The organism is Lacticaseibacillus thailandensis DSM 22698 = JCM 13996, from assembly GCF_001312865.1.
In the GTDB taxonomy this organism is placed as follows: Bacteria; Bacillota; Bacilli; order Lactobacillales; family Lactobacillaceae; genus Lacticaseibacillus; species Lacticaseibacillus thailandensis.
Map to the genome: position 1 here is coordinate 669,851 of NZ_BBER01000001.1, position 22,463 is coordinate 692,313.

Here is a 22,463-nt window from a genome sequence, read left to right on the forward strand (position 1 = left end):
GTTACGCTTCGGTTTCAATCAATTTGGTGGGCCTGAGGTCTTTACGACCATTGAGGCCCCAATTCCCCAACCCCATGATGGCAGGTCCAAATCCGCGTTTTGGGTTTTGGCGTCAACCCTTACGATGCTGCTTTGCGTTCAGGCGCTGCCGCTAAGGACCGGCCCCTAGATTTCCCCATTGTGCCCGGCGTTGATGTGGCGGGAATCATCACTGCGATTGGCCCCGGCGTCACTGACCTCACCGTGGGTGACCAAGTGCTGAATTACCGGCCACTCGGTGGTTACAGCGAGTACGTGCGCGCAAGCGTGAACAAAGTCGCCCGCATCCCTGATGGTATTCCTGTGGTTCAAGCTGCCGGGTTACCACAGTCCACGGTGGTGGCCCACACCATTCTCCGTGAGCTGCTCCAAATTCAACCCGGCAACACCATCGCGGTCATCGGAGCCGCTGGGAGTGTCGGGAGCATCGTGCTCCAACTGGCCCACTACCTGGGGCTCCGGACCATTGCCATTGCCCACAGCCACCACCACGAGACCCTGACTAGGTTCAATCCGGACGAAATTGGTCATTATGATCTCGAAGACGTCGGTGCGCGCTTTACCAACCAGGCAGACTACGTGGTCAATGCCAGTGCCGGGGGTAACGATCATGGTGTCGGGGTACGAATGCTGAAACGCAAAGGGCAATACGTGAGTGTGGCCTTCAGCACCGTCGATAAGACCGTCAAACCCAGCGCGACCTACCTGCAAGTAGGCGTGGGGCCCCGGCCTGATGTACCCGCGGCGTTTGCCCTCTTACAAGCCGCCAGCGCATCCGGCGAAGGTATCCGCCTACCAATTGCCACCAAGTTGCCGATGACGTTGGCCGGCGTCATCGCGGCCCACGAATTGATTTTAACCCGCCACGGCGCGGGCAAAATTGTATGCGTGGCCCCCGAACTAGAGGAAACCGACTAACTGGCAACGAGCGCACACCCGCAATTACGTCTTGGTTGACTGGGTAAAAAAATTAATTTGATCATTACCAAAATTTATACTTGACACCTAGTTTGGGCCCTGCGTATACTAGGGCCAATTAATCAACGAAGGAGGACGTCACGATGCGTAAACACACACAAAGTTCAATCAACCTTTCATGGCAAAGCTGGCGCTAGTCGGTTGTGTTCGTTTCGGACGGATACAGCCTGGCAAACAGGATTGTATCCGCGCCGGCAACTTTTGTGTGACATACGCACAAGCCTGTCCGCGGAATCCGCGGCAGACTTTGGCGGCCCGAACAATGAGGGGCAAACCAGAGTAACTGCTGGTTTGCCCCTTTTTTGTACCCACAAAAGTTGGTCGTGATCAATCGGGGGTGTCCACCCCGTCATGGAGGAAAATATGATGAAGAAGTTTACTACCGCACTACTGACCATTACTACCCTGGCCGTGGCCGCCTTGGTCGGCATCCACACGCAAGACGTTCGTGCCACTAGTGTCCCCACCGTCGGCATCTTGCAACAGCTAGAACACCCCGCGTTGGACCAAATCCACAAGGGCGTAATCAAAGGTCTGGCTGAAGAGGGCTACAAGGGTAACAAGGTCAAGATTCACTTTCAAAACGCCCAGGGCGACCAGAGCAACATCAAAACTATGAGTGACCGCTTTGAAAGCCAGCACGTTGACCTTACCGTCGGCATTGCGACTGCCGCGGCGCAGGGCCTCGCTAGCGCTGCCAACGGTCAACATCCCGTCATCCTGGCCGGCATCACCGATCCAGTGGGCAGCAAGCTGGTCAAGTCGGATCAGCATCCTGGGGCCAACATCACCGGGACGTCCGGTGATTCCCCTATCAGTCAGCACCTGAAATTAATTAAAGAAATTGTACCGCACAGCAAGCAAATCGGCATCATCTACACCACGTCGGACCACGGCGGAACTTTCAACGCCAAACGCATGGCGGCACAGTGCAAGCAGGAAGGGCTCAAATACAAGCTGTACGCCATCAGTAACACCAATGATATGCAGCAGGTTGCTAGTAAGATGGCTAGTGAGTGCGACGTGATCTACGCACCACAGGACAACGGTGTAGCTGCCGCCATGAAGACCCTGGTCAACACCGCCAACAACGAGAAGGTCCCAGTCATTCCGGCGGCCGACACGATGGTCAAAGACGGTGGCGTGGCTGCCTACGCGGTCAGTCAATTCAAACTCGGCGAAGAAGCCGGCAAGATGGCTGGTAAGGTCCTGAAGGGCAAAAAGACGGCTACCTACCCAGTCAAGATGGTCACCAAGGGCCACTACGTCATCAACCGAAGTGAGGCCAAAAAGTTGGGGCTAAAACTACCCGCTAAAATCGTGAATGGCGCCAAGAAGAACGGCGAAGTCTTCTAACACGCGTAATCTAGTTAGTGGATAATTCTTCAATTACCAAACCGCCGCGCGACGCGTACCTACCAACCCCTACTGGTAGCGCGCGTGACGCGGCGGTTTGTTTGTGGTTGCGCTAGGGCCCCCTGACCCCACAAGCTAAAGTTTTAACACCAGGGAGGCCTGCGCAGCCAGCCCAATCGATAATCAATTATATTAATTATCCAGTCCGGATTCATCCACCTTCATGGCCGCATCGGCCTGAACACTGCCATCCGTATAGTTAAACTGGTAACCCGGCTGCACGTTGAAGATGTACACGTTAAAGTTCAGCGAGCCGTCCGTCGACAGCGCCTGCGCCCAGTACCCTCGTGGCATTAATTCATCGCCACGGAAAACGGTCGTTACCTGGTAAATCACCTGCTGACCATCTTCCAGCGCCTGGCGCACTTTGCCCTCGTAGATCTGCATCAACACTTGATTGGCGTAGGCCGATTGTGTCGCTAGGTTCTTCGGGTTGTCTGAACTACCCTCGGCCCCCTGCTCATAATGGCCATCAGCGTTGATGTTAAACGTTAAGGTGTACGCAATCAGGTGACCGCGATTATAGATTTCGGTTTGACCGCTACGGTTATAATGCCAACCAGTCGGCGTCCACTCCTGGCTTGGCCGGCCAGCGCTTTTACCAAGATTAGTTTTATTCAGGTACGCCGTATTCGTGGTGGTGCGGTTCAGCCGGTCCAGATTGCCATAATCAATGTGGCTATTCTTCCAGGTACTGGCGGTCAAAGTACTCTGGCCGTGGTTGACCTGAATGACGGGTTTGCCGCCCGAACTAAAGGTCAGCTGAGCCAATTGCTTATAGGCCTTCTGATCCACCGCGTTGGTGCCAGTGGTCTGCGCGGTAATACTACTGGTAAGTCCGACCCGGTTCAGCACGCCGGCGAACGCGCCACTACGGTATAACCCAAACAATACAATTAAAATGACGGCAATAATGCCGCCAATCCGGCTTTTACGCGCCCGTCCGCGTCGTCTACGTGCCATGCTGTTTGCCCCCAGAAAATTGATACCTTCATCATATCACGGACACTAGGATTATGCGCCTACCTCAGTGCGGACAAGAATCACGGTCGTCGAAACGTCGTCCCCCCAAACCAAGTGATACCGCGCACTGACGAGTGATGGCTAGACAGCCAGCAAACTGCGGTATCAAAAAAAGCGCATTCCCTCGGGGAATACGCTATTCATGCTGCCAACCAAAGCAATTGGCACCACGATTTGATTACTTGATGGCTGCCTTAGCGGCATCAGCGACCGCCGTAAAGCCGGCTGGGTCGTTGATGGCTAATTCGGACAACATCTTACGGTTCATGTCGATGCCGGCAACCTTCATGCCGTGCATCAACTTGCTGTAAGAAATGCCGTTCTGACGCGCAGCCGCGTTGATCCGGGCAATCCAAAGAGAACGGAATTCGCGCTTCTTTGCACGACGGTCCCGGAATGCGTAACGGTATGAAACCATCAACTGGGTGTGAGCGGCCTTAAACAAACGGTGCTTAGAACCACGGTAACCCTTAACGAGCTTCATTACCTTCTTGCGGCGCTTACGAGTAACTGTTCCACCTTTAACACGTGGCATAATTTATTCCTCCTAAAAAAAACATGAACTACGAGCAGTAATTGTCGGAACAATTACTTGATACCGGAAACCATCTTCTTGATCCGACGCATGTCACTAGTCGATACCAAGCCAGACTTACGCAACTGACGACGCTGCTTCTTCGTCTTACCGTGGAAACGGTGGGATGTGTACGCGTGGCCACGCTTCAGGAGACCACTGGCAGTACGCTTGAAACGCTTGGCAGAAGCGCGGTGAGTTTTGAACTTAGGCATGATTTTTCCTCCTAAAAATATGTGTTACTACTTGTTGTCCTGGTCAGCCTTCGGGGAAAGCACTAAGAACATGCTCCGCCCGTCCATCTTTGGGTGCGTCTCAACCGTGGCAATATCTGCCGTGGCGGCCGCAAACTTTTCCAGGACTTGACGCCCAATTTCCTTATGGGTAATGGCACGCCCACGGAACCGGACAGAAGCACGCACCTTGGCGCCCTTCTTCAGGAACTTAACGGCATTGTTAAGCTTGGTGTTAAAGTCGTTCTGCTCAATCACAGGACTGAGCCGAACTTCCTTGATGCTGACGGTCTTTTGCTTCTTACGGGCTTCGCGTTCCTTTTTCTGTTCTTCGAAACGGAACTTCCCGTAATCCATGATCCGTGCTACCGGTGGCTTAGCCTTCGGTGCGACAAGGACCAAATCCAAATTTGCATCGTCTGCTAACTTCAAGGCATCCTGCTTGGACTTTACGCCCAGCTGGTCACCATTTTCGGCAATGAGGCGTACCTCGCGGGCACGGATCCCATCGTTAACCATCATATCTCTAGCTATAACGATTCACCTCCACTTAGTTTACCGAGAAAAAAACAAAAAGATGGCGGGGCATAAGCGTCCCGCCATCCATGTATATCCGTACATTAGAGCCTAGAGGTCAGTGACGTGGGCGAGAAGCGGGCAACTTCTGCTTTTTCTCAACAAATAAAAGCATACCTGACCACCCCACCAAAGTCAAGCAGAACCTGAAAGTGGCGCCTGCTCCCACCAGTTGGGCTCACTGCCCCGCGTGCACGTCGGCGACCTCAGCCGAAATAATCAGTGCGTGCACGTCCAAACTGTGAATCAGCCGCACCACATCTTTGTATTCCGGCTGGTCCGTCACGACCAACAAAACGTCCCGACCGTCACCGGCGTCATCTCCTGCTACCAATACCGTCGTCACCGCCGCACCGTACGTGTCCGTAATGACCCGCATAATGGTCGGCAACTGGCGGTCACTGACCACGTGCAGCATCCGTTTGCGATCTAGCCCGGTGGCAATATAATTCATCACCATCCGCGTAATCAATAGGGAGAAGGCCGCCAAAATAAAGGCCTCCCACCCCGAAACTATAATGTTCAGTGACGACACCACGACGTCAATAACGAAAAGACTATTTTCCGTCCGTATGCCGAAGTGCTTCTTCAAAATCAGTGGCGGCACCGTCGTCCCGCCACTAGAGGCATCCACCATGTACAACATGGCAAAACCGATGGCAATCAAAATGCTGCCCACCACGATGGCGAGCAACTTATCCTGCACCACTTTGGTAATGGGTAACACCGCCATAATGACCGGCAACATTAAACTGCCATACAGGATGCGGACACTGGTGGCGCGGTCCACCAGGAAGTAAGCCAGAATGAGTAAGGCCACGTTAATGCCCATCGTGCTCAAAGCAACGGGCACGCGCCAAACTTCAAATAGAATGATAGCCAGACCGGTTGAGCCACCGGCCGCGACGCCGTGCGGGGCAAAGAACAAGTTGATGCTCACCGCAATCACCGCTAGCGCCACCGTGATAAACCCTAATCGGTACCACGCGTTAGTTTTGATTGTGCGCATATCGTCACCTCATTGGTGCTGTGCGTTGCTATTTCCTACTCCTAATTTTAGTTTACCAAGGCCAGGTGGCAATCGCCAGCGGGCATGAGCAAACAGTGAGAGACACGTGCTACCAGTAGGACCTAACTCGATCTGACTACCGATTAATACCGGGCCGCAGTCTCTCGGACTAGCTCCGCGAGTCCTCCGAGTGTCAGCGAGTACGCCCTAGGATATTCTGTTACCTAACTCGATCTGACCACCGATTAATACCAGGCCGCAGTCTCTCGGACTAGCTCCGCGAGTCCTCCGAGTGTCAGCGAGTACGCCCTGAAGGGCTACTCGCTGATCAAAACGCCGGACCCACCTCCCCAGATGGACCCGGCGCTACGCTTATTCGTCGCGGGTGTTTATTATTAGCAAATACTGTTAACATTAGCGGGCCCAAACCATGCGGTTGACCGTCCCTGACAGACACGTCTGCAAGACAATTTGTTCGCCCTGGCTAGCACTCACAATATGGTTCCATTCATCACGACCGGTATGAACATCATACCCCTGGTCGTTGACATCAGCCGTACTAGTCACGTGGTACGTCCGTACCTGACCATTAACATCGGTCACGGTCACGGCACTACCAACGCCTAGCTGGATAATTGCACCAAAGTTCGACGTGTTGTGGCCAATGATGTGGGTCGACTGACCGTCACTCACTGACAGTCGCGTCTGCCCACCCCAGGTTTCCACATAGTTACCTGCGGGCGCCGTGGTAGCACTCATGCTGCCCTGAAGAACGGGCATCGTGATACCCAGAAAGCTGATGCGCGGTCCTGCCGCGCGCGGCGTCGGAGCCGGCGTCGGTGCATGCTGGGCTGGTGCCCGAGTGGCACTCGGTGCTGGTGTCGACGTGGCTGGCTTGGCTGCGGTCGTGGTGCCAGCCGTGGGGCTCGTGGCCCCACTGGCCGTCGTTTGACTACTACTTGAAACGTTCTTGGTACTGGTGGTGGCGCCATGAATCTGACCGGCCGGGACGGTCTTGGCGTTGCCCTGACCATGCGCCTGCGTGGCGGCATTCTTGTTCGCCAACTGAACGGATACCGCTTGCTTGGTCGCCTGTTGTTGCGCACGGCGCTGCATCAGTGCGTGTGCTAATAGGTTGTCCGTGGGTGCAGGCGGTTGGAAACGACTGGTGCGGGTGACTACCGGTGATTGTGTCTGTGCATGCGGTTGACCCACCCAGAGTCCAACGGAAGCAACCATCAAGGTTACTGTACCTAATACTGCATATTTAGTTTTCATAAATAACACCCCTAAACTCACACCCCGGCGAGTTGGTTCGCGGGAATTCCGGTGTTCCCCAACACCTCCTTTGAACACCCTAATCATACTGGGCCTAGCTTATCGGAACAACTTATTTTCTGTAAGGATTGTGATAATCCGGTAAAAATGCGTAAAAAAAATTGCCCTACCATAACGGTCAAGGGCAATCCCGCACAAGCTACCAGCACGATTATACCGGCAACTAATGCAACTATTATTCAAATCAGTAATTATTGTTGTGCGTTACAAAGCACGCTTACTTTTGCGCGCGCGCATCAGTCCGTGAGTAATTGGCCACATCGGCCGCAATAGCCGAAACAAACATGTTCACTGACTGGCTCATCGAATCCTGTTCGCCATACCGACGAACCGAAACGGATGCGGAGGCCAATTCGTCATCCCCAACCACGACGGTGTACGGCACCTTCTGGGTCTGGGCCTCACGAATCTTGTAACCCATCTTTTCGTTGCGGTCATCGACCTTCACACGGATCCCTTCAGCAATCAACTTAGCCCTCACGTTGTTAACGTAGTCCAAGTGGGCCTCGTTGTTAACCGGAATCATGACAACCTGGGTTGGTGCTAACCAGGTTGGGAAGGCACCCTTGTAGATTTCAGTCAGGTAGGCGATGAAGCGCTCCATCGTGCCCACGATTCCACGGTGGATCATCACTGGACGGTGTTCCTCACCATCGGCACCCACGTAGCTCAATTCAAACTGTTTTGGCAGCATGAAGTCCAACTGGATGGTCGACATCGTTTCGTCGTTACCCAAAGCCGTCTTGGTTTGGATATCCAGCTTGGGGCCGTAAAATGCGGCTTCGCCTTCGGCTTCGTAGTAGTCCAAGCCGAGGTCATCCATCGCACCCTTCAGCATGCTCTGGCTACGGTTCCACATCTCGTCATCGTCAAAGTACTTGGCGGTGTTTGCTGGGTCGCGGTAGGACAGGCGGAACGTGTAGTCGGTAATGTTGAAGTCGGCGTAAACGCTCATGATTAGCTGCAAGATCTTCTTGAATTCATCCTGCACTTGTTCCAAAGCCACAAAGGTGTGACCATCATTCAAGGTCATTTCACGTACACGCTGCAGGCCGGACAAAGCACCTGACTTTTCGTAACGGTGCATCATCCCAGTTCGGCGATCCGCATTGGCAGGTCACGGTAAGACCGGATGTGGTGCTTGTAAATCTGGATGTGACTTGGGCAGTTCATTGGCCGCAGTTCCAGCATTTCGCCATCACCCATGTCCATTGGTGGGAACATGTCCTCACGGTAGTGCTGCCAGTGACCGGAAGTCTTGTAAACATCCAGGTTGGCCAGAACGGGCGTGTAAACGTGCTCGTAACCGTCAGCTACTTCGCGGTCAATGATATACCGCTCGATGGTCCGACGAATTGTGGCACCATTAGGCATCCAGTATGGCAGGCCCGCACCCACTTTGGGGTCAACGAAGAACAGATCCAGGTCACGACCAATGACACGGTGGTCGTGTTCCTTAGCTTCCTGACGCCGCTTAGCATCGGCTTCCAGATCGGCTTCCTTGTAGTACGCCGTCCCGTAGATCCGTTGCAGCATTGGGTTGGAAGACTTGCCTTCCCAATAAGCACCAGCAACACTCAGGAGGGCAAAGTGCTTGAGGGGCTTCAGGTCAGGCAGCAGTGCGCCCTCCTGGAAACCAACAAAGTCGCCCAACTGGTGCGCGGCAATTGGGTCACCAGCGGCCTTAGCCAACTGGCTACGGTAAGGGTCATCGCTAAACTTAGCGACCGCGTCGGCCTGGCTCAAGCTAACCGCCTTGATGGGTTCATTAGCGGCGATGATGGCCTGCATCTTGTCCTTCACGGCGTTCAACTCATCAACAGAGATTTGGGCGCCATCCTGGTCAGTATCAACGTAGAACCATCTTCGTCGGCGTGAGCTTCACCGAAACGCATCTTGGGGTTGAGCTGAGACAAAGCTGCAGCTAACACGAAGGCCGCGGTGTTCCGCAGAACGGCGAGACCGTCGTCACCATCTTTGGTGACGATTTCGATGGCGCCATCGTGAGCGAGTGGGGCGTTCAGGTCAACGAACTGACCGTCCAGCTTACCGGCGATGGCCTTCTTGCCGAGGGTGCTACTGATTGACTGGGCAACGGCCAAGACGGTCGTGCCATCATCAAAGTTTTTGACGTTACCATCAGGGAATTTCAATGCAATTGACATATGTAACTCTTCCTTTCTTTTTTGACGGGCAACAAAAAATCCCTGACGTCATTAATGACGTCAGGGACGAATTCACTTCGCGGTTCCACCCAGTTTGGCACAGCACGACACTGTGTCCACTTGTTCACCCGTAACCAGAGTTCAGGCCCTACGGCAGTCTCGAGAAGTGGTGCGGATCCTGCATGTGCGAGTTCCAGCTACTGTCGCACTCTCTGAAGTTGCAGTTCCTTTTTGCTTCCGTCTTCGATACCTGTATTAAAACACACTTGTTTATGAAAGGCAAACAAAATTTAGGGAGTAATTCCCCGCGGTTCAAAGCAATAGCGTAAGGGGCTTTGGGTAAAAGGCCCGAACCTGGCCCTTTATTCAGAGCACCTTATGTAGCAGCCTTTGCGCGGAACCGCTCGTTGCAATACCCCATGGTAGCCACCAAGCACCACCGCACCGCTACTGTGGCCGCCGGTTCCGTCCACCGACCACTACCTCATGGCTTAAGAAGCGGATGCGCTGCATGATTCGCTGGGCCTTGACGGTCTCGTTATTGCCCTGCTCCCGACCGGCCAGAAAGTTCTCCAGTTCGGCCATCGTCTTGTTGGAACTAAAGCAAGTCGCAAGTCTTCCTGCATCCGGTACTGCAAAATGACGCCCAGCACGTCATCACGCAGCCAAGCACTCCAGGACTCCGCGCCAATGTCATCCAGCATCAGCACTGGTGCCCGCTTCACCCGGTCAATTTCGCTAGTGACCGTGTTAGTGGCAATACTACCCTTCATGTTCACGGCAAAGGTGGGAAAGTGTAGCAACGTCGTCCCCACCCCAAAGTCAGCTAAACTGTTAGCGATGGCCCCAAGCAGGTAGGTCTTACCGACGCCAAACGCCCCTGTGAGGTACAGGCCGTGCACGTGCTCGTGGTCCGGTTTAACGACCGCATTCACGAACATCGTCGCTGCCGCCAAAGCCTCGGTCCGGTCCGTCTGGTCGTACTTAAGGAGGTCGGCATCCCGAATGTCCTTCGGCATGTTCATTACGGTCACCAAATTACTTTTGGCCCGCTGCGCATCCGCCGCTACTTTGGCCGCCGTGGGCTGATAAGCAATATCAATCTGGTGGTTGCTAATGACCAACTGGGGTTCATATCCCGGGATTGGCGGTGTCGCGCCCGCGTCGAGCTCCTCGCGCAATTTAACGTACTCAAAGAGCTTCGCCGCGCCAGCATCCACCGTGGCTTCCGTCAGTTCGTGCGCATGGCTCCGCAAAAACGCCTGCACGTCACTATTATGTAAGACCCGCTCAATGGTCTGCTGGTAACGCTGCCCCCAATCATGATCGGCAAAGTGGCGTTGGAGGTACGCCGATAATCGTTCAAGTTGTGCCATGAGTTACTCCTTCTTCTGCTGCCGCTTGCGAGCCAACTCCTGTAACTGTGCGTTGAGCTTGGCCTGGGCATCCGCTGAAATTTTTTTCCTTGGGGGCCACATAGTCCTGTTGGGCCCACTCAGGAACTGGCTCACTGCGCTTACCCCGCCGGTTGCCCGAACGCTGCTGGACCCGCTGTTGTTGCTTGGTGTTTCCCGCTGCATATTGGTGAATCTGCGTCAGCGCTTGTTCCGGCGTATGCACCCCAGCGGCTGCCCAACTGTTGGCCAAAATGTCCAAGAAGTTGGCGCTGACGTTGCCATTATCACTGGTACGCAATGCATAATCCACCATAACGTTGATTGTCGCCGGCGAGAAGATCCCGCGCTCGGCCAAATGCTGCAAAGCCTTGATCTCACTACGACTAGCAAACATCCGACTGTCCTGTGCCTGCTTCGCGGCGTTAATAAACTCCCGCGGGGTCATCGACTTGGCGCGTGCTAACATTTCCTGCTCCCGCTCGTCAGTTGGTTGACTTGGTTGTAATGCGGTCGCGGCCGCACTGGTTGCGGCCGTTGCTTCACTACCCCGGGCCCAGAAATGGCTACCGTGGACCCGTTCAAACTGCTGCTCCACGTTACGTCGCAATAGCCGCATATCCAACTTACCGGTCAGTAAATCCAAAGCCTGACCAATTTGTGCCGCCAACGTGGGCTCGTCCAAACCGTAGAACCCGGCCAGCTGCTGCAAGGCATGCTGGTTCTGCGACAGCGTGCCACTTTGGATGTTGGTATTACTCAGTAAGTTCCGCAACAGCTCCCAGTCTAACTGCACCCCAGAAATTTCCGGACTCGCCGTTCCGGCTGACACCACGGCCGACTTGCTGGTACTCACGGTAGCTGGTGGCGTCGTCGCCTGAGCCGTAACAATATCAAACACGTCGCTGAACGCCAACGAGATATTGTGCATGTCGGGCCGGCGGACGGGGGTCAACTCAAACTCGTGCACAAGCTCGTCGTACCGCGTCTCACCGACCGTATCAAACAACAAAATACCCAGCAGATCGTCCGCAAAAAACTTACTCGGGGCCACCGGTGCATGTAATTCATACACGTAGTGACGCGCCGTATCGACCTGGGTAAAGGTCTGCACAAGCTGTAACGCCTCCAACCGAACCCGAGCGTCGTACAACTCATCGATACCGACCCCCAACATCCCCATCAACCGCGTGTGCGGGTGCCGATCCTGCGAAAAGACCGGGTGGCGCTTACTTTCAGCCACAAACTGGTGTACAACGCCGTTGCCACCGGTCCCAGGATCGGTTGGTAGAGGTACGTCAGGGTACGCCGATCCACGTCGCTGTATTCCGTTGCCTGCGTGGCTAAATAATCGTCCTGCGGCATAAAATTTGCTGGTTTACGCACGTACCCACCTCCTTGAAAGTTGGTGCCCAATGCACCTTAAATCAAACCACTACATAAGCGCACGGGCGCAACCGGATCAACCCCGTTCACGCCCGTCACTTTTCCTGTTTATCCTTTTGTTCCCGCTTCATCATGCCTTGGAGCTCATCCATAAAGACCGACATGTCCTTAAACTGCCGGTAAACACTGGCAAAGCGAATGTAAGCAACATCGTCAACGTCCGCCAACTTTTGCATAACGAACTCACCGATACTTTGACTAGAAATTTCGTTCTCGCCAATCGCCCGAATCTTGGCTTCGACCTGCTCGACGATCTGCTGCATCTGTTCCATTGTAACCGGGCGCTTTTCAGCCGCACGAATCAGCCCCCTGAGGACCTTTTCCCGGCTGAACTCCTCACGGGTACCATTTTTCTTAATGACCAGGAGTGGGGTTTGTTCCACCCGTTCAAAGGTGGTGAAACGAAAACCACAATTTTCGCACTCCCGCCGCCGCCGAATTGCTTCGCCACCCTCAGTTGGGCGGGAATCAACGACGCGCGAACTATTTTTATGACAATGTGGACACTGCACGTTCATACCCCCACAGAATATTCGACCGCCGTGACGTCATGCGTGACGCCACGGAACACCCGTCACGCTCATTATACCAAAACCTACAAGCTTTGCGTGTTGAGGATGTGGGCGATGAGTTGTTGGACCTCCACCCGCCGTAACTCAGCGGGAACGTCGGTGTTGATGGCAAAGTTGGCGCGCGCCACTTTTTCGTCCAGTGGTAGCTGGGAATTGATCCGCGCCAGGGCTTCATTCACCGTCAACCCATCACGCACGGCCAGACGTTCTTGCTGCCGCTGCGCGGGTACGGTCACCACCGCGATTCCGTCAAAGTAATCCTCATAGTGCTGTTCGTACAGCAACGGCACGTCAGCCACTACCAAGTCGGCCCCGGTACCGACCGCACGCTTCAGTTCACGTTCAAACTGGGCACGAATAGCAGGTTGCATGATGTCGTTAAGCCGCTTAAGGCGCCGGGGGTGACCAAACACCACTTTAGCTAACAGGCCGCGGTTTAGGGTCCCATCACCCTGGATGATCATGCTACCAAACTCATGTTGTAGCGCCGCTAGAATTTTGCTGCCGGGCACCGCTACGGCACGCGCAATGCCGTCCACGTCAATGACGGGGTACCCGGCCGCGCGAAAATCGTTCGCAACCGTAGTCTTACCCGTAGCAATACCACCAGTAATGCCTAATTTATACGTCATGCCAGTTCCTCCGCTGGTTATTCTGCGCTCGTGGGCGCAACCTGGCAGTGCGGACAAAAGTGCGTACCACGACCGCCGACTTTGATCTTTTCAATTTTCGTACCACACCGCGGGCAAGGTGTGCCCTGATGCCCATAGACAACGAGGCGGTCTTGGAACCCACCCTGTTTGCCCTGGGCATCCACGTATGAGTGCACCGTCGTACCGCGCAGCTTGATCGACTCCGCCATGATGGCAATGATGGCATCATGGAGGCGAGTCACCTCGGCGGGCGTCAATGAGTTAGCGGGCCGTTCGGGATGAATGCGGGCACGCCACAAACTTTCATCCGCGTAAATGTTACCAACCCCGGCCACCGTTGACTGGTCCAAAATCACCGACTTAATGGCCTTCTTATGCTTGGCCAATTTAGCACTGAAATCGGCCACAGTAAAGTCTGTGGCCACCGGTTCGGGCCCCATTGACGCCAAGCCACTAATCGCGACGTTTTCCGTACCCGTTCGTACCACGTTCATGCGGCCAAACTTGCGCGAATCCATGTACCGCAATTCTGAACCATCCGCAAAGGTAAACCACACGTGCGTCCAGCGCGCGTGCGGCGACTCATGGTCGGTCGCTAACATGTACTTACCTTCCATACGCAGATGGCTGACGAGAGTCCAACCGCCGGTCAGCCGCAACAGCAGATACTTGCCGCGCCGGTCGACCCCGGTGAACGTTTGGCCCACTAACCGTTCGCGCACTTCATCCAGTCCGTCACGTAAGATGGCTTCCCAGTCCGTGCCAATGGCGACAATTTGCTTACCCTTGATCAACCCGGTCAGCGTGCGCCGCACCGTTTCTACTTCTGGCAACTCTGGCATACAATGGTCCTTCTTTCGTTCTGCGTTGTTAACTACTTAGCGTCAAACCACGTCCGCCCGTGGTTCGTCTCGACTTTGAGCGGCACATCTAGCTTAATGGCCGCATCCATCACGCCAGCGACCACATCTCGTAGCTGATCCATCTCGGTGGCTGGCGCCTCAAAGATGAGTTCGTCGTGCACCTGCAGTAGCATGCGCGCTTGCAAGTGGGCAGCAGCCACCGCCGCGGGCATCCGCACCATGGCTACCTTGATGATATCGGCGGCGCTCCCCTGGATGGGGGTGTTCATCGCGGTCCGTTCCGCAAAGCTGCGCAGGTTAAAGTTACGGCTATGAATATCATGCAGGTACCGACGCCGGTGGAGCAACGTTTCCACGTAGCCCTGTTCGCGGGCCGTGGCGACCATCTGGTCCATATACTCCCGGACCTGCGGATACTGCTCAAAGTAACCCGCGATAAACGCCTTGGCTTGAGCGCGGGTAATACCAATGTTCCGGGCTAACCCAAAGTCACTGATACCGTACACAATGCCAAAATTAACGGCTTTGGCCTGCCGGCGCATGTCGGGAGTGACCTCATCGGCACTCTTCAGGCCAAAAATCTTCATGGCCGTGTTGGCATGGATGTCCCGGTCCTCTTTGAAAGCCTCCTGCATGTGCGCATCACCCGAAATGTGGGCCAGCACGCGCAATTCAATCTGCGAATAATCCGCACTGAACAGCTCCCAACCAGGTTCACTAGGCACAAAGGCGTGCCGCACCTGCTTGCCATCACCGCGTGCCGGGATGTTTTGCATGTTGGGGTCAACTGAGCTCAGACGTCCAGTCTGTGTTAAGGTCTGCAGATAACGGGTGTGGATCTTGCCGTCAGGCTGAACCGCGTCCTGTAGCCCCACGACGTAGGTGGACTGAATCTTGCTAATTTTACGGTAAGTCAAAATCTTCTGAATGATGGGGTGCGCGGTCTGCAACTGCTCCAGTACCGCCACACTCGTTGAATACCCAGTCTTGGTCTTCTTCACCACGGGCAGTCCCAGGTCTTCAAACAATACAACACCCAGTTGCTTAGGCGAGTTGAGGTTAAATTCGTGACCGGCATCAGCATAAATCTGTTGTTCCAACACGGCCAGCGAACCACTTAACTGCTTGCCCATCTCGGCCAAAATAGCGGTATCCAAACTAATACCGTTATACTCCATGTCGCCCAGGACCCGCGCTAACGGTAATTCCAGGTCGGTAAACAGCTTGGTTTCGTCCTGATTAGCCAACTCGGTGGTCAACCGCGGCCGCAACGCCAGTAATGCCGCCCCCTTTTGCGCCAGGTGATTACAGAAAACGTCACGATCGGGTAAGTGTAACTTGGCCCCCTTGCCGTAAACGTCCTCATCAGCTGGTAGCGCATCATAATTATGTTCGCGCGCCAGTTGCCCCAAATCATTACTATTTTCGTCCGGATTCAACAAGTACGAAGCCAGCAACGCATCAAAGTCAGGATGTAAGTCCAAACCGAGGTGCCGACCAGCGACCAGATTACGCTTAGCGTCAAAGACGGTTAGTTGCCGCGCCGGGTCCCCCAACCAGAGGGCAAACTCCATGTCTTGCAACAACGACGTATCCGTCGACACAAAGGTGTGCTCCGCGTCAGCGACCACGAAACCCTCAACCTTGGCCGTGTGGTAATTTTCGGTCAACATTTCCAACTCAAACGCTACCGGCGCGTGTAACTGCATGGCTGCGGCCAAATTATCGGCCGTGAGCTCGGTGTATTCCACCTGCGCCGCGGGGGCCGTACCCTGGCCACCCATCCGCTTTAAGGCCTGGCGCATGTCCATCCGCTGGTAAAACGCGCGTAGTTGTTCATAATCCGGGCCCTTGAAATCAATGTCATCCAGACCAATGGTGAGCGGAGCATCCTGCCGAATCGTCGCTAAGTCCTTGCTCATCACGGCTTGATCATGATCGGCAACGAGATGTTCCTTCATCTTGCTGGCCTTAAGGTCGTCCAGGTGCGCGTAGAGATCCTCAACTGACCCGAATTGTTTGATCAGTTTAATGGCCGTTTTCTCCCCCACCTTAGTCACACCGGGATAGTTATCCGATGTATCGCCCATTAACCCCTTGAGATCAATAATTTGGCGGGGCGTCACGCCTAACTTTGCCTGTACGTAAGCTGGTGTGTACTCCTCAAGTTCCGTGACCCCCTTCTTGGTCACAGCAACCGTCACACGGTCAGTGGCCAGTTGCGTTAAGTCCCGGTCACCAGTCACGACCAATACGTGGTCGCCGGCCGCGTCTGCTTGCTTGGCCAGCGTCCCAATAATATCGTCGGCCTCGTAATTAGCCAGCTCGTAGTGAACAATGCCGTGTCCTTCGAGCATTTCCTTGACCAGGGGGAGTTGTTCTAACAGTTCATCGGGAGTCTTTTGCCGGCCAGCTTTGTAATCACCATATTTCGCCGTCCGGAAGGTTTTGCTGCCCGCATCAAAGGCGACCAGAATCTTGTCAAAGTTTTGACTCGCCAGTAAGTTGTCCAGCATGTTATTCACACCCATGATGGCGTTGGTGTGCACCCCGTCGCTGTTAGTGAACCGGTCCAGCGACGTATAGGTCGCGTAAAACGCCCGGAACGTAATTGAATTACCATCGATTAATAAAATATTGTCAGCCACGGTGCGCACTCCTTTGCCAATCACGAGTAATTTACTAATATCATTGTACCAAAAGCCCGTCCTCGCTAATAGGGGTGCACAGCCAGTAGCTCTTTTGCGCGTACTTGGTGCCACGCAGCGGCTTTGTGCAGCTCACAGTCCGAATACCTGAGGGGCATCAGGGTAGGCACAATGACGCGTCGACGTTGCTGTCACAAGATGAACGTAGTGATGTATGGCACGACGATTTCAAACACTGACTGCCGCCATGGAGCAGTTCACCAAGCCGTAGTAGCACAGCACACGCAACATAAAAAAAAGCACCCCGGCCAGCGCGGCCTAGGTGCTCATCAAGCAATTACTGTTGTTAGTTACGGTTCGAACCGACCCCGAAAATTTCGAGAATTGTCAGGAACAGGTTCAGGAAGTCCAGGTACAGCGCAACGGCGCCCGAAACGGCTAACGAGTTCACCGACATAACGCCTGAGCATCCGCACTCGCGTATAAACGCTTGAGCGTCTGGTTATCGTAAGCAACCAGTACGATAAAGATGGCCAAAATGATGTAATTCAATAACATGCCCATGCCCGTAGAGCGCAGGAACATGTTCACCAAACTCATCAAGATGACGCCATACAGACCCATGATGGCAATCGAACCAGCACGGCTAAGATCCTTTTTACCGAAGATACCAACTAGCGCCATGGTACCGAATACGACTGCCGTCGTCAGCAGCGCCGCAATCACCGTCGTCCCATTGTACATTGACATGATCAGCGCTAACGTGAAGCCTTCACTCGCCGCCAGCAACAGGAAGAATACCAGTGCGCGCCCGGCGTGGGCCACGGAACGACCAGTATTACCTAAAATCACGAAGATCAACGGCATAAAGGCCATAACGTAAAATACCAACGAATTAGAGGCAATAAAGTTAAAGTACTGTTGACGGAAAACGTAACCCAACAGGTAGGTAACGATGGCCGTCACGACCATCCCCCCGCCCATAACTCCGTAGACACGCCCAAAGAATTGGGACAGTCCCGCTTCATTAACGGCACGACGTTCTTGCATATCATCAAATCCTTTCATTAACACGTTGCAGTGCTAATAATTCTACCTTGAAGAACATTGTAACATTATTACCAATAACACCCAATGGTACTTAAGACCGATTTGCCTTCAGTGCATCCTCGTAGGCACGCTCGTATTTCTGCACGTCACCCGCGCCCATGAATACTAGCACCGCATCATGGAACTCTAACAGTGGCTGCATATTGTCCAACTGTAGCACCTTGCCGCCATCGATCTTAGCCGCTAGGTCCTCAGCACTAACACTACCACTCTTTTCCCGTGCAGAACTAAAAATCGGCGTGATAAAGGCGTGGTCCGCGGTGCCCAAAATGTCCGCAAACTCGTCCAGGTACGCAATCGTCCGGCTAAAAGTGTGTGGCTGGAACACCGCCACGATCTCTTTGTCTGGGAATTTCTGCCGGGCAGCGTCCAACGTGGCCTTGATTTCACTTGGGTGGTGGGCATAATCATCAATCACGGTCATGTCAGCTACATCAGTCTCGGAGAACCGCCGCTTGACCCCATCAAAGGTGGCCAATTCCCGTGCAATCAGACTAGCGGACAGGTGCTCCGTGTAGGCGACCGCCACAACCGCCAGCGAGTTCAAAACGGCATGCTCACCATACAGGGAGATCTTGAAGTGACCAATCAAATCGTCTTTGTGGTACGCATCGAACTCGGATCCAGCCGGCCCGCGCTGCACGTTCCGGGCGATAAAGTCATCGGTATCTTTCAGCCCGTAGTAGTAGACCGGCACGTCGACGTCCAGGCGCCGTAGCCACTGGTCGTCACCCCAAGCAAAGATGGCCTTCTTCACCTGCTTACCCTCGGTTTCGAAGGCATCATACACATCCTCAATTCCAGTGTAGTAATCAGGGTGATCAAAATCGATGTTGGTCATGATCAGATAGTCAGGGTGGTACGCCAGGAAGTGACGCCGGTACTCGTCGGCTTCAAAAACGAAGAACTTGGAATCCGGGACCCTTTGCCACTACCATCGCCAATCAGGTAACTGGTCTTGGCAATGCCGCCCAGTGTGTGGGCCAGCAGACCGGTCGTGCTGGTCTTCCCGTGCGCACCAGCCACCCCAATACTCGTGTAGTCATTCAGCAATTTACCCAGATACTCGTGGTACCGGTAGATGGGCAGTCCCAGCTCCTTGGCCCGCACTACTTCGGGGTGCTCGTCGGTAAAACTATTACCCAAGATGACCGTGTAGCCCGCCTTGAGGTTAGCCGGGTCAAACGGCAACATCTCGATGCCAGCATCCGCCAGTCCTTTCTGGGTGAAAGTGTACTGCGTGATGTCACTACCCAGCACTTGGTGACCCAAATCATGCAAAATCAACGCTAATGAGCTCATACCCGAGCCCTTGATACCAATAAAGTAATCTGTTTCAGTCATACGCTCAATCTCTTTTCCATGTTCCACGCGGTGCGGCAGAACAATATGTAGTGTGTCGTGATTTCCATGACACTTTACCCTCTATAATAGCACACGCCACCCACTAGAACGAGGCTTTGAAAACCAGCAATCACCCGCGGGCGTAAGGCAATATCCGCCCGACCCCGCCACATCAAGCCATAGCTTGAACATGAACGTTACCCATGGCAAGGTGAGTAAAATTTACCGTGCGTTTTCAGGAGCCTCGGTTTAAAACCAACGCGTGTCATCAACGAATTTGTAACCATGGCGATGTCTCCACCTTGAAGGTCAAAAAGTGCCCGCCCAATCGAAATTGAGCGGACACTTTTTTTGACCAAACACCAAGTCAATATCCATGCTGACTAGTGTCCCCAACCAAACTATACGTCATTACAGGCGCTCGTTCAGTTCCTTAGTCTGTTCTTCATAGCCAGGACGACCCAACAGGGCAAACATGTTGGACTTGTAGGCTTCAACACCTGGCTGGTTGAATGGGTTAATCCCGTTCAGGTAACCAGATACGGCCACAGCAGCTTCAAAGAAGTAGATCAGGTAGCCCAACGTGTATTCATCCTGCTTCGGGATGGAGACAGTCATGACTGGCACACCACCATCGGTGTGGGCCAACACAACACCTTCGTAAGCCTTGCGGTTAACTTCAGCCATCGTCCGGCCTTCCAGGTACTTCAAGCCGTCAAGGTTATCAGCTTCAACCGGAATCTTGATGTCGCGCTTCGGCTGTTCAACCCAAACAACGGTCTCCATCAAGTTACGCCGGCCTTCCTGGATATACTGGCCCAAACTGTGGAGGTCAGTCGTGAAGTTCGCGGAAGATGGGTAGATACCCTTCTGGTCCTTGCCCTCAGACTCACCCATCAGTTGCTTCCACCATTCGCCGAAGTACTGGAGGGTTGGTTCATAGTTTTCAAGTAATTCAGTCGTGTAGCCCTTACGGTACAAAATGTTCCGCAAAGCAGCATACTGGTATGCTTCATTGTCCTTGAGGTCGGCGCTGCTGTATGCTTCGCGACCATCAGCGGCACCTTGCATCAGAGCATCAATGTCGTAACCAGCAACGGCAATTGGCAGCAAACCAACGGCGGACAGTACGGAGAAGCGACCACCCAAGTCATCAGGCACAACGAATTCTTCGTAGCCTTCTGCATCGGATTCAGTCTTCAAAGCACCCTTAGCGCGGTCGGTCGTAGCGTAAATACGCTTAGCAGCTTCTTCCTTGCCGTACTTGGCAATCAACTTAGCCTTCAATACATGGAAAGCGATGGAAGGTTCAGTCGTGGTACCGGACTTACTGATAATGTTCAGAGAGAAGTCACGGTCACCGATGATGTCCAGCAGGTCAGCCAGGTAGGTTGAGCTGATGGAGTTACCAGCAAAGTAAACTTCTGGTAGCTTCCGGGCTGGGTCAGCGTTACGGAACGTGTGGCTCAGAAAGTCGACGGCTGCACGCGCACCCAAGTAAGAACCACCAATACCAATGGCAACAAAGACTTCGGAATCCTTTTGGACCTTAGCGGCAGCCTGTTTGATACGACTGAACTCGTCCTTGTCATACGCAACTGGCAGGTCCAAGAAACCACGGAAGTCGTTGCCCGCACCGGTACCCTCGCGCAGCTCTTTATCTGCGGCCGTGACCAATGCCTGCATTTCGGACAGTTCGTTGTCGTGCACGAACTTGCCCAGCTTCGATGAATCAAATGAAATATGAGCCATGATAAATCCTCCTAATTTGTACTAAACCATCAATAACTCTATCCGTAATATCCCTAAAATGCAAGGGCTCACAAACACGTTTGCCGCAAAAAAAACGTTGCCCGTCAGCAACGTTTTAACTCCATAGCTTCTATAGTAATGCTTGAGTAATGCTTGCTGCCGTGCTAAGCCTTCATCACGCCTAACACCACCCCACCAAGAATAACGAGTAGGCTACCCACGGTGACGTAAACCATTTCTTTGCGCGTCTTCTCTTCGCCCAGCAGGAAAATGCCGCCAAACGTGGAAATAACGATGCCCATCTGTGACATCGAGAAGGCGATGGCCAGACCAACTGACTTGGTCGCCATCAGCATGAATAAGTTACCGACACCCCACAGCAGACCCGTCGCAATGTTTTTGGCCGTTGCCCGAGTCACTACCTGGTGGCCAAAGGAGAGCACGATGGCACCCAACACCATCCCCACGGCCTGTGGCAGCACTACGGCCGCCGCATCCAGACCCGCGGCGGTGTACACCACCGTGTAGCCCGCGTAACCAATAGTAGAGATGATCAAACTCTGGATGCCTTTGCCCATGTGGTTGGGCACCGTTACCGCAACCTTCTCCTTACGCGAGGTCAACGCCGCACCAATAACTAAAATACCAACGGCAATGATTCCTAGCGTCACGTCGCGACCACTACGCCATTCGTGGAACAACAGGGCCCCTGCCACAGCGTTGGCGACTAACTGCATACCGGTCGAAATGGGCACGGCCGTCGACACGCCCACTTGCTGCATAGAGCGGAACTGGAATCCTTGCCCTAGGGCCCACAGTAGACCCGAAATAATTCCGAACAGCCAGGTAGCCCCCGTAATGCTGGGCTGCATGAACAACCAGGTGCCGCAGCCAAAAACCAAGGCCCCAACCGTCATCCCCAAAGTTTGTTGGTAGGCGTTGCCACCCAACTTGCCACTTACTAATCCAATTGATCCCCAGGCCAGCGCCGGGATCAGTGCGATAATAATTGCCATACCGTATGATTCCTCTTTCTGCTTCGTTGTAGTGTGGTTGAATGTCGGGCCCCACCCCGACGTCCCGCTGACGGTCGTGGTGGGTGCCCAATGTTCACGGAACGCTCTGCGAATTGCCCGCGCTGCGACCCGAGTAAAAATACTATCGGAAAATGCGCTTTCATGCAAGCAGTAATTGGTGCCAAGTTGGGTAAACATTTCTGTAAACTAATGAAACCTCACGTCGCCACTGGCCTTCTGCTCGTAAAATATTTTGAAACTCTCGTGTAACTCGTTGAGTGACAACTGCGGATAATGAAAACGCTTGAATGTCA

At 53.8% G+C, this 22,463-nt stretch carries 17 protein-coding genes and 3 pseudogenes; 2 read left to right on the top strand and 18 right to left on the bottom strand.

Annotated features, from left to right (window positions below):
* Positions 1-90: 90 nt before the first annotated feature.
* Together JCM13996_RS03265 and trpX are read left to right on the top strand one after the other, a co-directional pair.
* On the top strand, positions 91-957 hold the full coding sequence (locus JCM13996_RS03265) for an NADP-dependent oxidoreductase (RefSeq protein WP_082383778.1): 867 nt from the start codon (positions 91-93) through the stop codon (positions 955-957).
* A 423-nt stretch (positions 958-1,380) separates the two neighbouring features.
* The gene (trpX, locus tag JCM13996_RS03270; protein WP_054749571.1) at positions 1,381-2,373 is read left to right on the top strand and encodes a tryptophan ABC transporter substrate-binding protein; all 993 of its coding nucleotides are present in this window, start codon (positions 1,381-1,383) and stop codon (positions 2,371-2,373) included.
* A 192-nt stretch (positions 2,374-2,565) separates the two neighbouring features.
* Here trpX and JCM13996_RS03275 read toward each other — a convergent pair whose 3' ends face one another.
* From JCM13996_RS03275 to JCM13996_RS03360, 18 genes and pseudogenes are all read right to left on the bottom strand, one after another.
* Positions 2,566-3,396 carry a DNA/RNA non-specific endonuclease gene (locus tag JCM13996_RS03275; RefSeq protein ID WP_054749573.1) on the bottom strand — a complete coding sequence of 277 codons (831 nt, stop codon included), beginning with the start codon at positions 3,394-3,396 and terminating at the stop codon, positions 2,566-2,568.
* A gap of 238 nt (positions 3,397-3,634) precedes the next feature.
* Positions 3,635-3,991 (bottom strand): 50S ribosomal protein L20, encoded by a 357-nt coding sequence (gene rplT / locus JCM13996_RS03280; RefSeq protein ID WP_054749576.1) that lies wholly within the window; start codon positions 3,989-3,991, stop codon positions 3,635-3,637.
* A 53-nt stretch (positions 3,992-4,044) separates the two neighbouring features.
* Positions 4,045-4,245 carry a 50S ribosomal protein L35 gene (gene rpmI / locus JCM13996_RS03285; protein ID WP_054749578.1) on the bottom strand — a complete coding sequence of 67 codons (201 nt, stop codon included), beginning with the start codon at positions 4,243-4,245 and terminating at the stop codon, positions 4,045-4,047.
* A 27-nt stretch (positions 4,246-4,272) separates the two neighbouring features.
* Complete coding sequence (gene infC, locus JCM13996_RS03290; RefSeq protein WP_156321835.1) at positions 4,273-4,803, bottom strand: translation initiation factor IF-3; 531 nt, start codon at positions 4,801-4,803, stop codon at positions 4,273-4,275.
* 214 nt (positions 4,804-5,017) lie between these two features.
* Positions 5,018-5,848, bottom strand: coding sequence for a YitT family protein (locus JCM13996_RS03295; protein WP_054749580.1), 831 nt, complete (start codon positions 5,846-5,848; stop codon positions 5,018-5,020).
* 414 nt (positions 5,849-6,262) lie between these two features.
* Positions 6,263-7,126, bottom strand: a complete 864-nt coding sequence (locus tag JCM13996_RS03300; protein WP_054749581.1) for a sortase domain-containing protein — start codon at positions 7,124-7,126, stop codon at positions 6,263-6,265.
* Between the two features lie 277 nt (positions 7,127-7,403).
* A pseudogene (gene thrS, locus JCM13996_RS03305) lies at positions 7,404-9,351 on the bottom strand (threonine--tRNA ligase).
* Positions 9,352-9,798: 447 nt separating this feature from the next.
* Positions 9,799-10,727: pseudogene (dnaI, locus tag JCM13996_RS03310) on the bottom strand (primosomal protein DnaI).
* Positions 10,714-11,988, bottom strand: a complete 1,275-nt coding sequence (locus JCM13996_RS03315) for a DnaD domain protein (protein WP_156321836.1) — start codon at positions 11,986-11,988, stop codon at positions 10,714-10,716. The pseudogene dnaI and the gene JCM13996_RS03315 overlap by 14 nt, the downstream one beginning before the upstream one ends.
* Positions 11,928-12,131, bottom strand: a complete 204-nt coding sequence (locus tag JCM13996_RS11100; RefSeq protein WP_054749585.1) for a hypothetical protein — start codon at positions 12,129-12,131, stop codon at positions 11,928-11,930. Before JCM13996_RS11100 ends, JCM13996_RS03315 begins: the two co-directional genes overlap by 61 nt.
* Positions 12,132-12,226: 95 nt before the next feature.
* Positions 12,227-12,703, bottom strand: a complete 477-nt coding sequence (nrdR, locus tag JCM13996_RS03325) for a transcriptional regulator NrdR (RefSeq protein ID WP_054749686.1) — start codon at positions 12,701-12,703, stop codon at positions 12,227-12,229.
* An 83-nt stretch (positions 12,704-12,786) separates the two neighbouring features.
* Positions 12,787-13,395 carry a dephospho-CoA kinase gene (gene coaE, locus JCM13996_RS03330; protein WP_054749587.1) on the bottom strand — a complete coding sequence of 203 codons (609 nt, stop codon included), beginning with the start codon at positions 13,393-13,395 and terminating at the stop codon, positions 12,787-12,789.
* 17 nt (positions 13,396-13,412) lie between these two features.
* Positions 13,413-14,258 (bottom strand): DNA-formamidopyrimidine glycosylase, encoded by an 846-nt coding sequence (gene mutM, locus JCM13996_RS03335; RefSeq protein WP_054749588.1) that lies wholly within the window; start codon positions 14,256-14,258, stop codon positions 13,413-13,415.
* A gap of 32 nt (positions 14,259-14,290) precedes the next feature.
* On the bottom strand, positions 14,291-16,927 hold the full coding sequence (gene polA / locus JCM13996_RS03340; RefSeq protein WP_054749590.1) for a DNA polymerase I: 2,637 nt from the start codon (positions 16,925-16,927) through the stop codon (positions 14,291-14,293).
* 447 nt (positions 16,928-17,374) lie between these two features.
* Positions 17,375-17,977 carry a Bax inhibitor-1/YccA family protein gene (locus tag JCM13996_RS03345; RefSeq protein ID WP_225353428.1) on the bottom strand — a complete coding sequence of 201 codons (603 nt, stop codon included), beginning with the start codon at positions 17,975-17,977 and terminating at the stop codon, positions 17,375-17,377.
* A gap of 91 nt (positions 17,978-18,068) precedes the next feature.
* A pseudogene (murC, locus tag JCM13996_RS03350) lies at positions 18,069-19,381 on the bottom strand (UDP-N-acetylmuramate--L-alanine ligase).
* 411 nt (positions 19,382-19,792) lie between these two features.
* The gene (locus tag JCM13996_RS03355) at positions 19,793-21,133 is read right to left on the bottom strand and encodes a glucose-6-phosphate isomerase (RefSeq protein ID WP_054749592.1); all 1,341 of its coding nucleotides are present in this window, start codon (positions 21,131-21,133) and stop codon (positions 19,793-19,795) included.
* A gap of 164 nt (positions 21,134-21,297) precedes the next feature.
* A complete protein-coding gene (locus JCM13996_RS03360; RefSeq protein ID WP_054749594.1) occupies positions 21,298-22,149 on the bottom strand; it encodes a GRP family sugar transporter in 852 nt (283 codons plus the stop codon).
* Positions 22,150-22,463 lie beyond the last annotated feature (314 nt).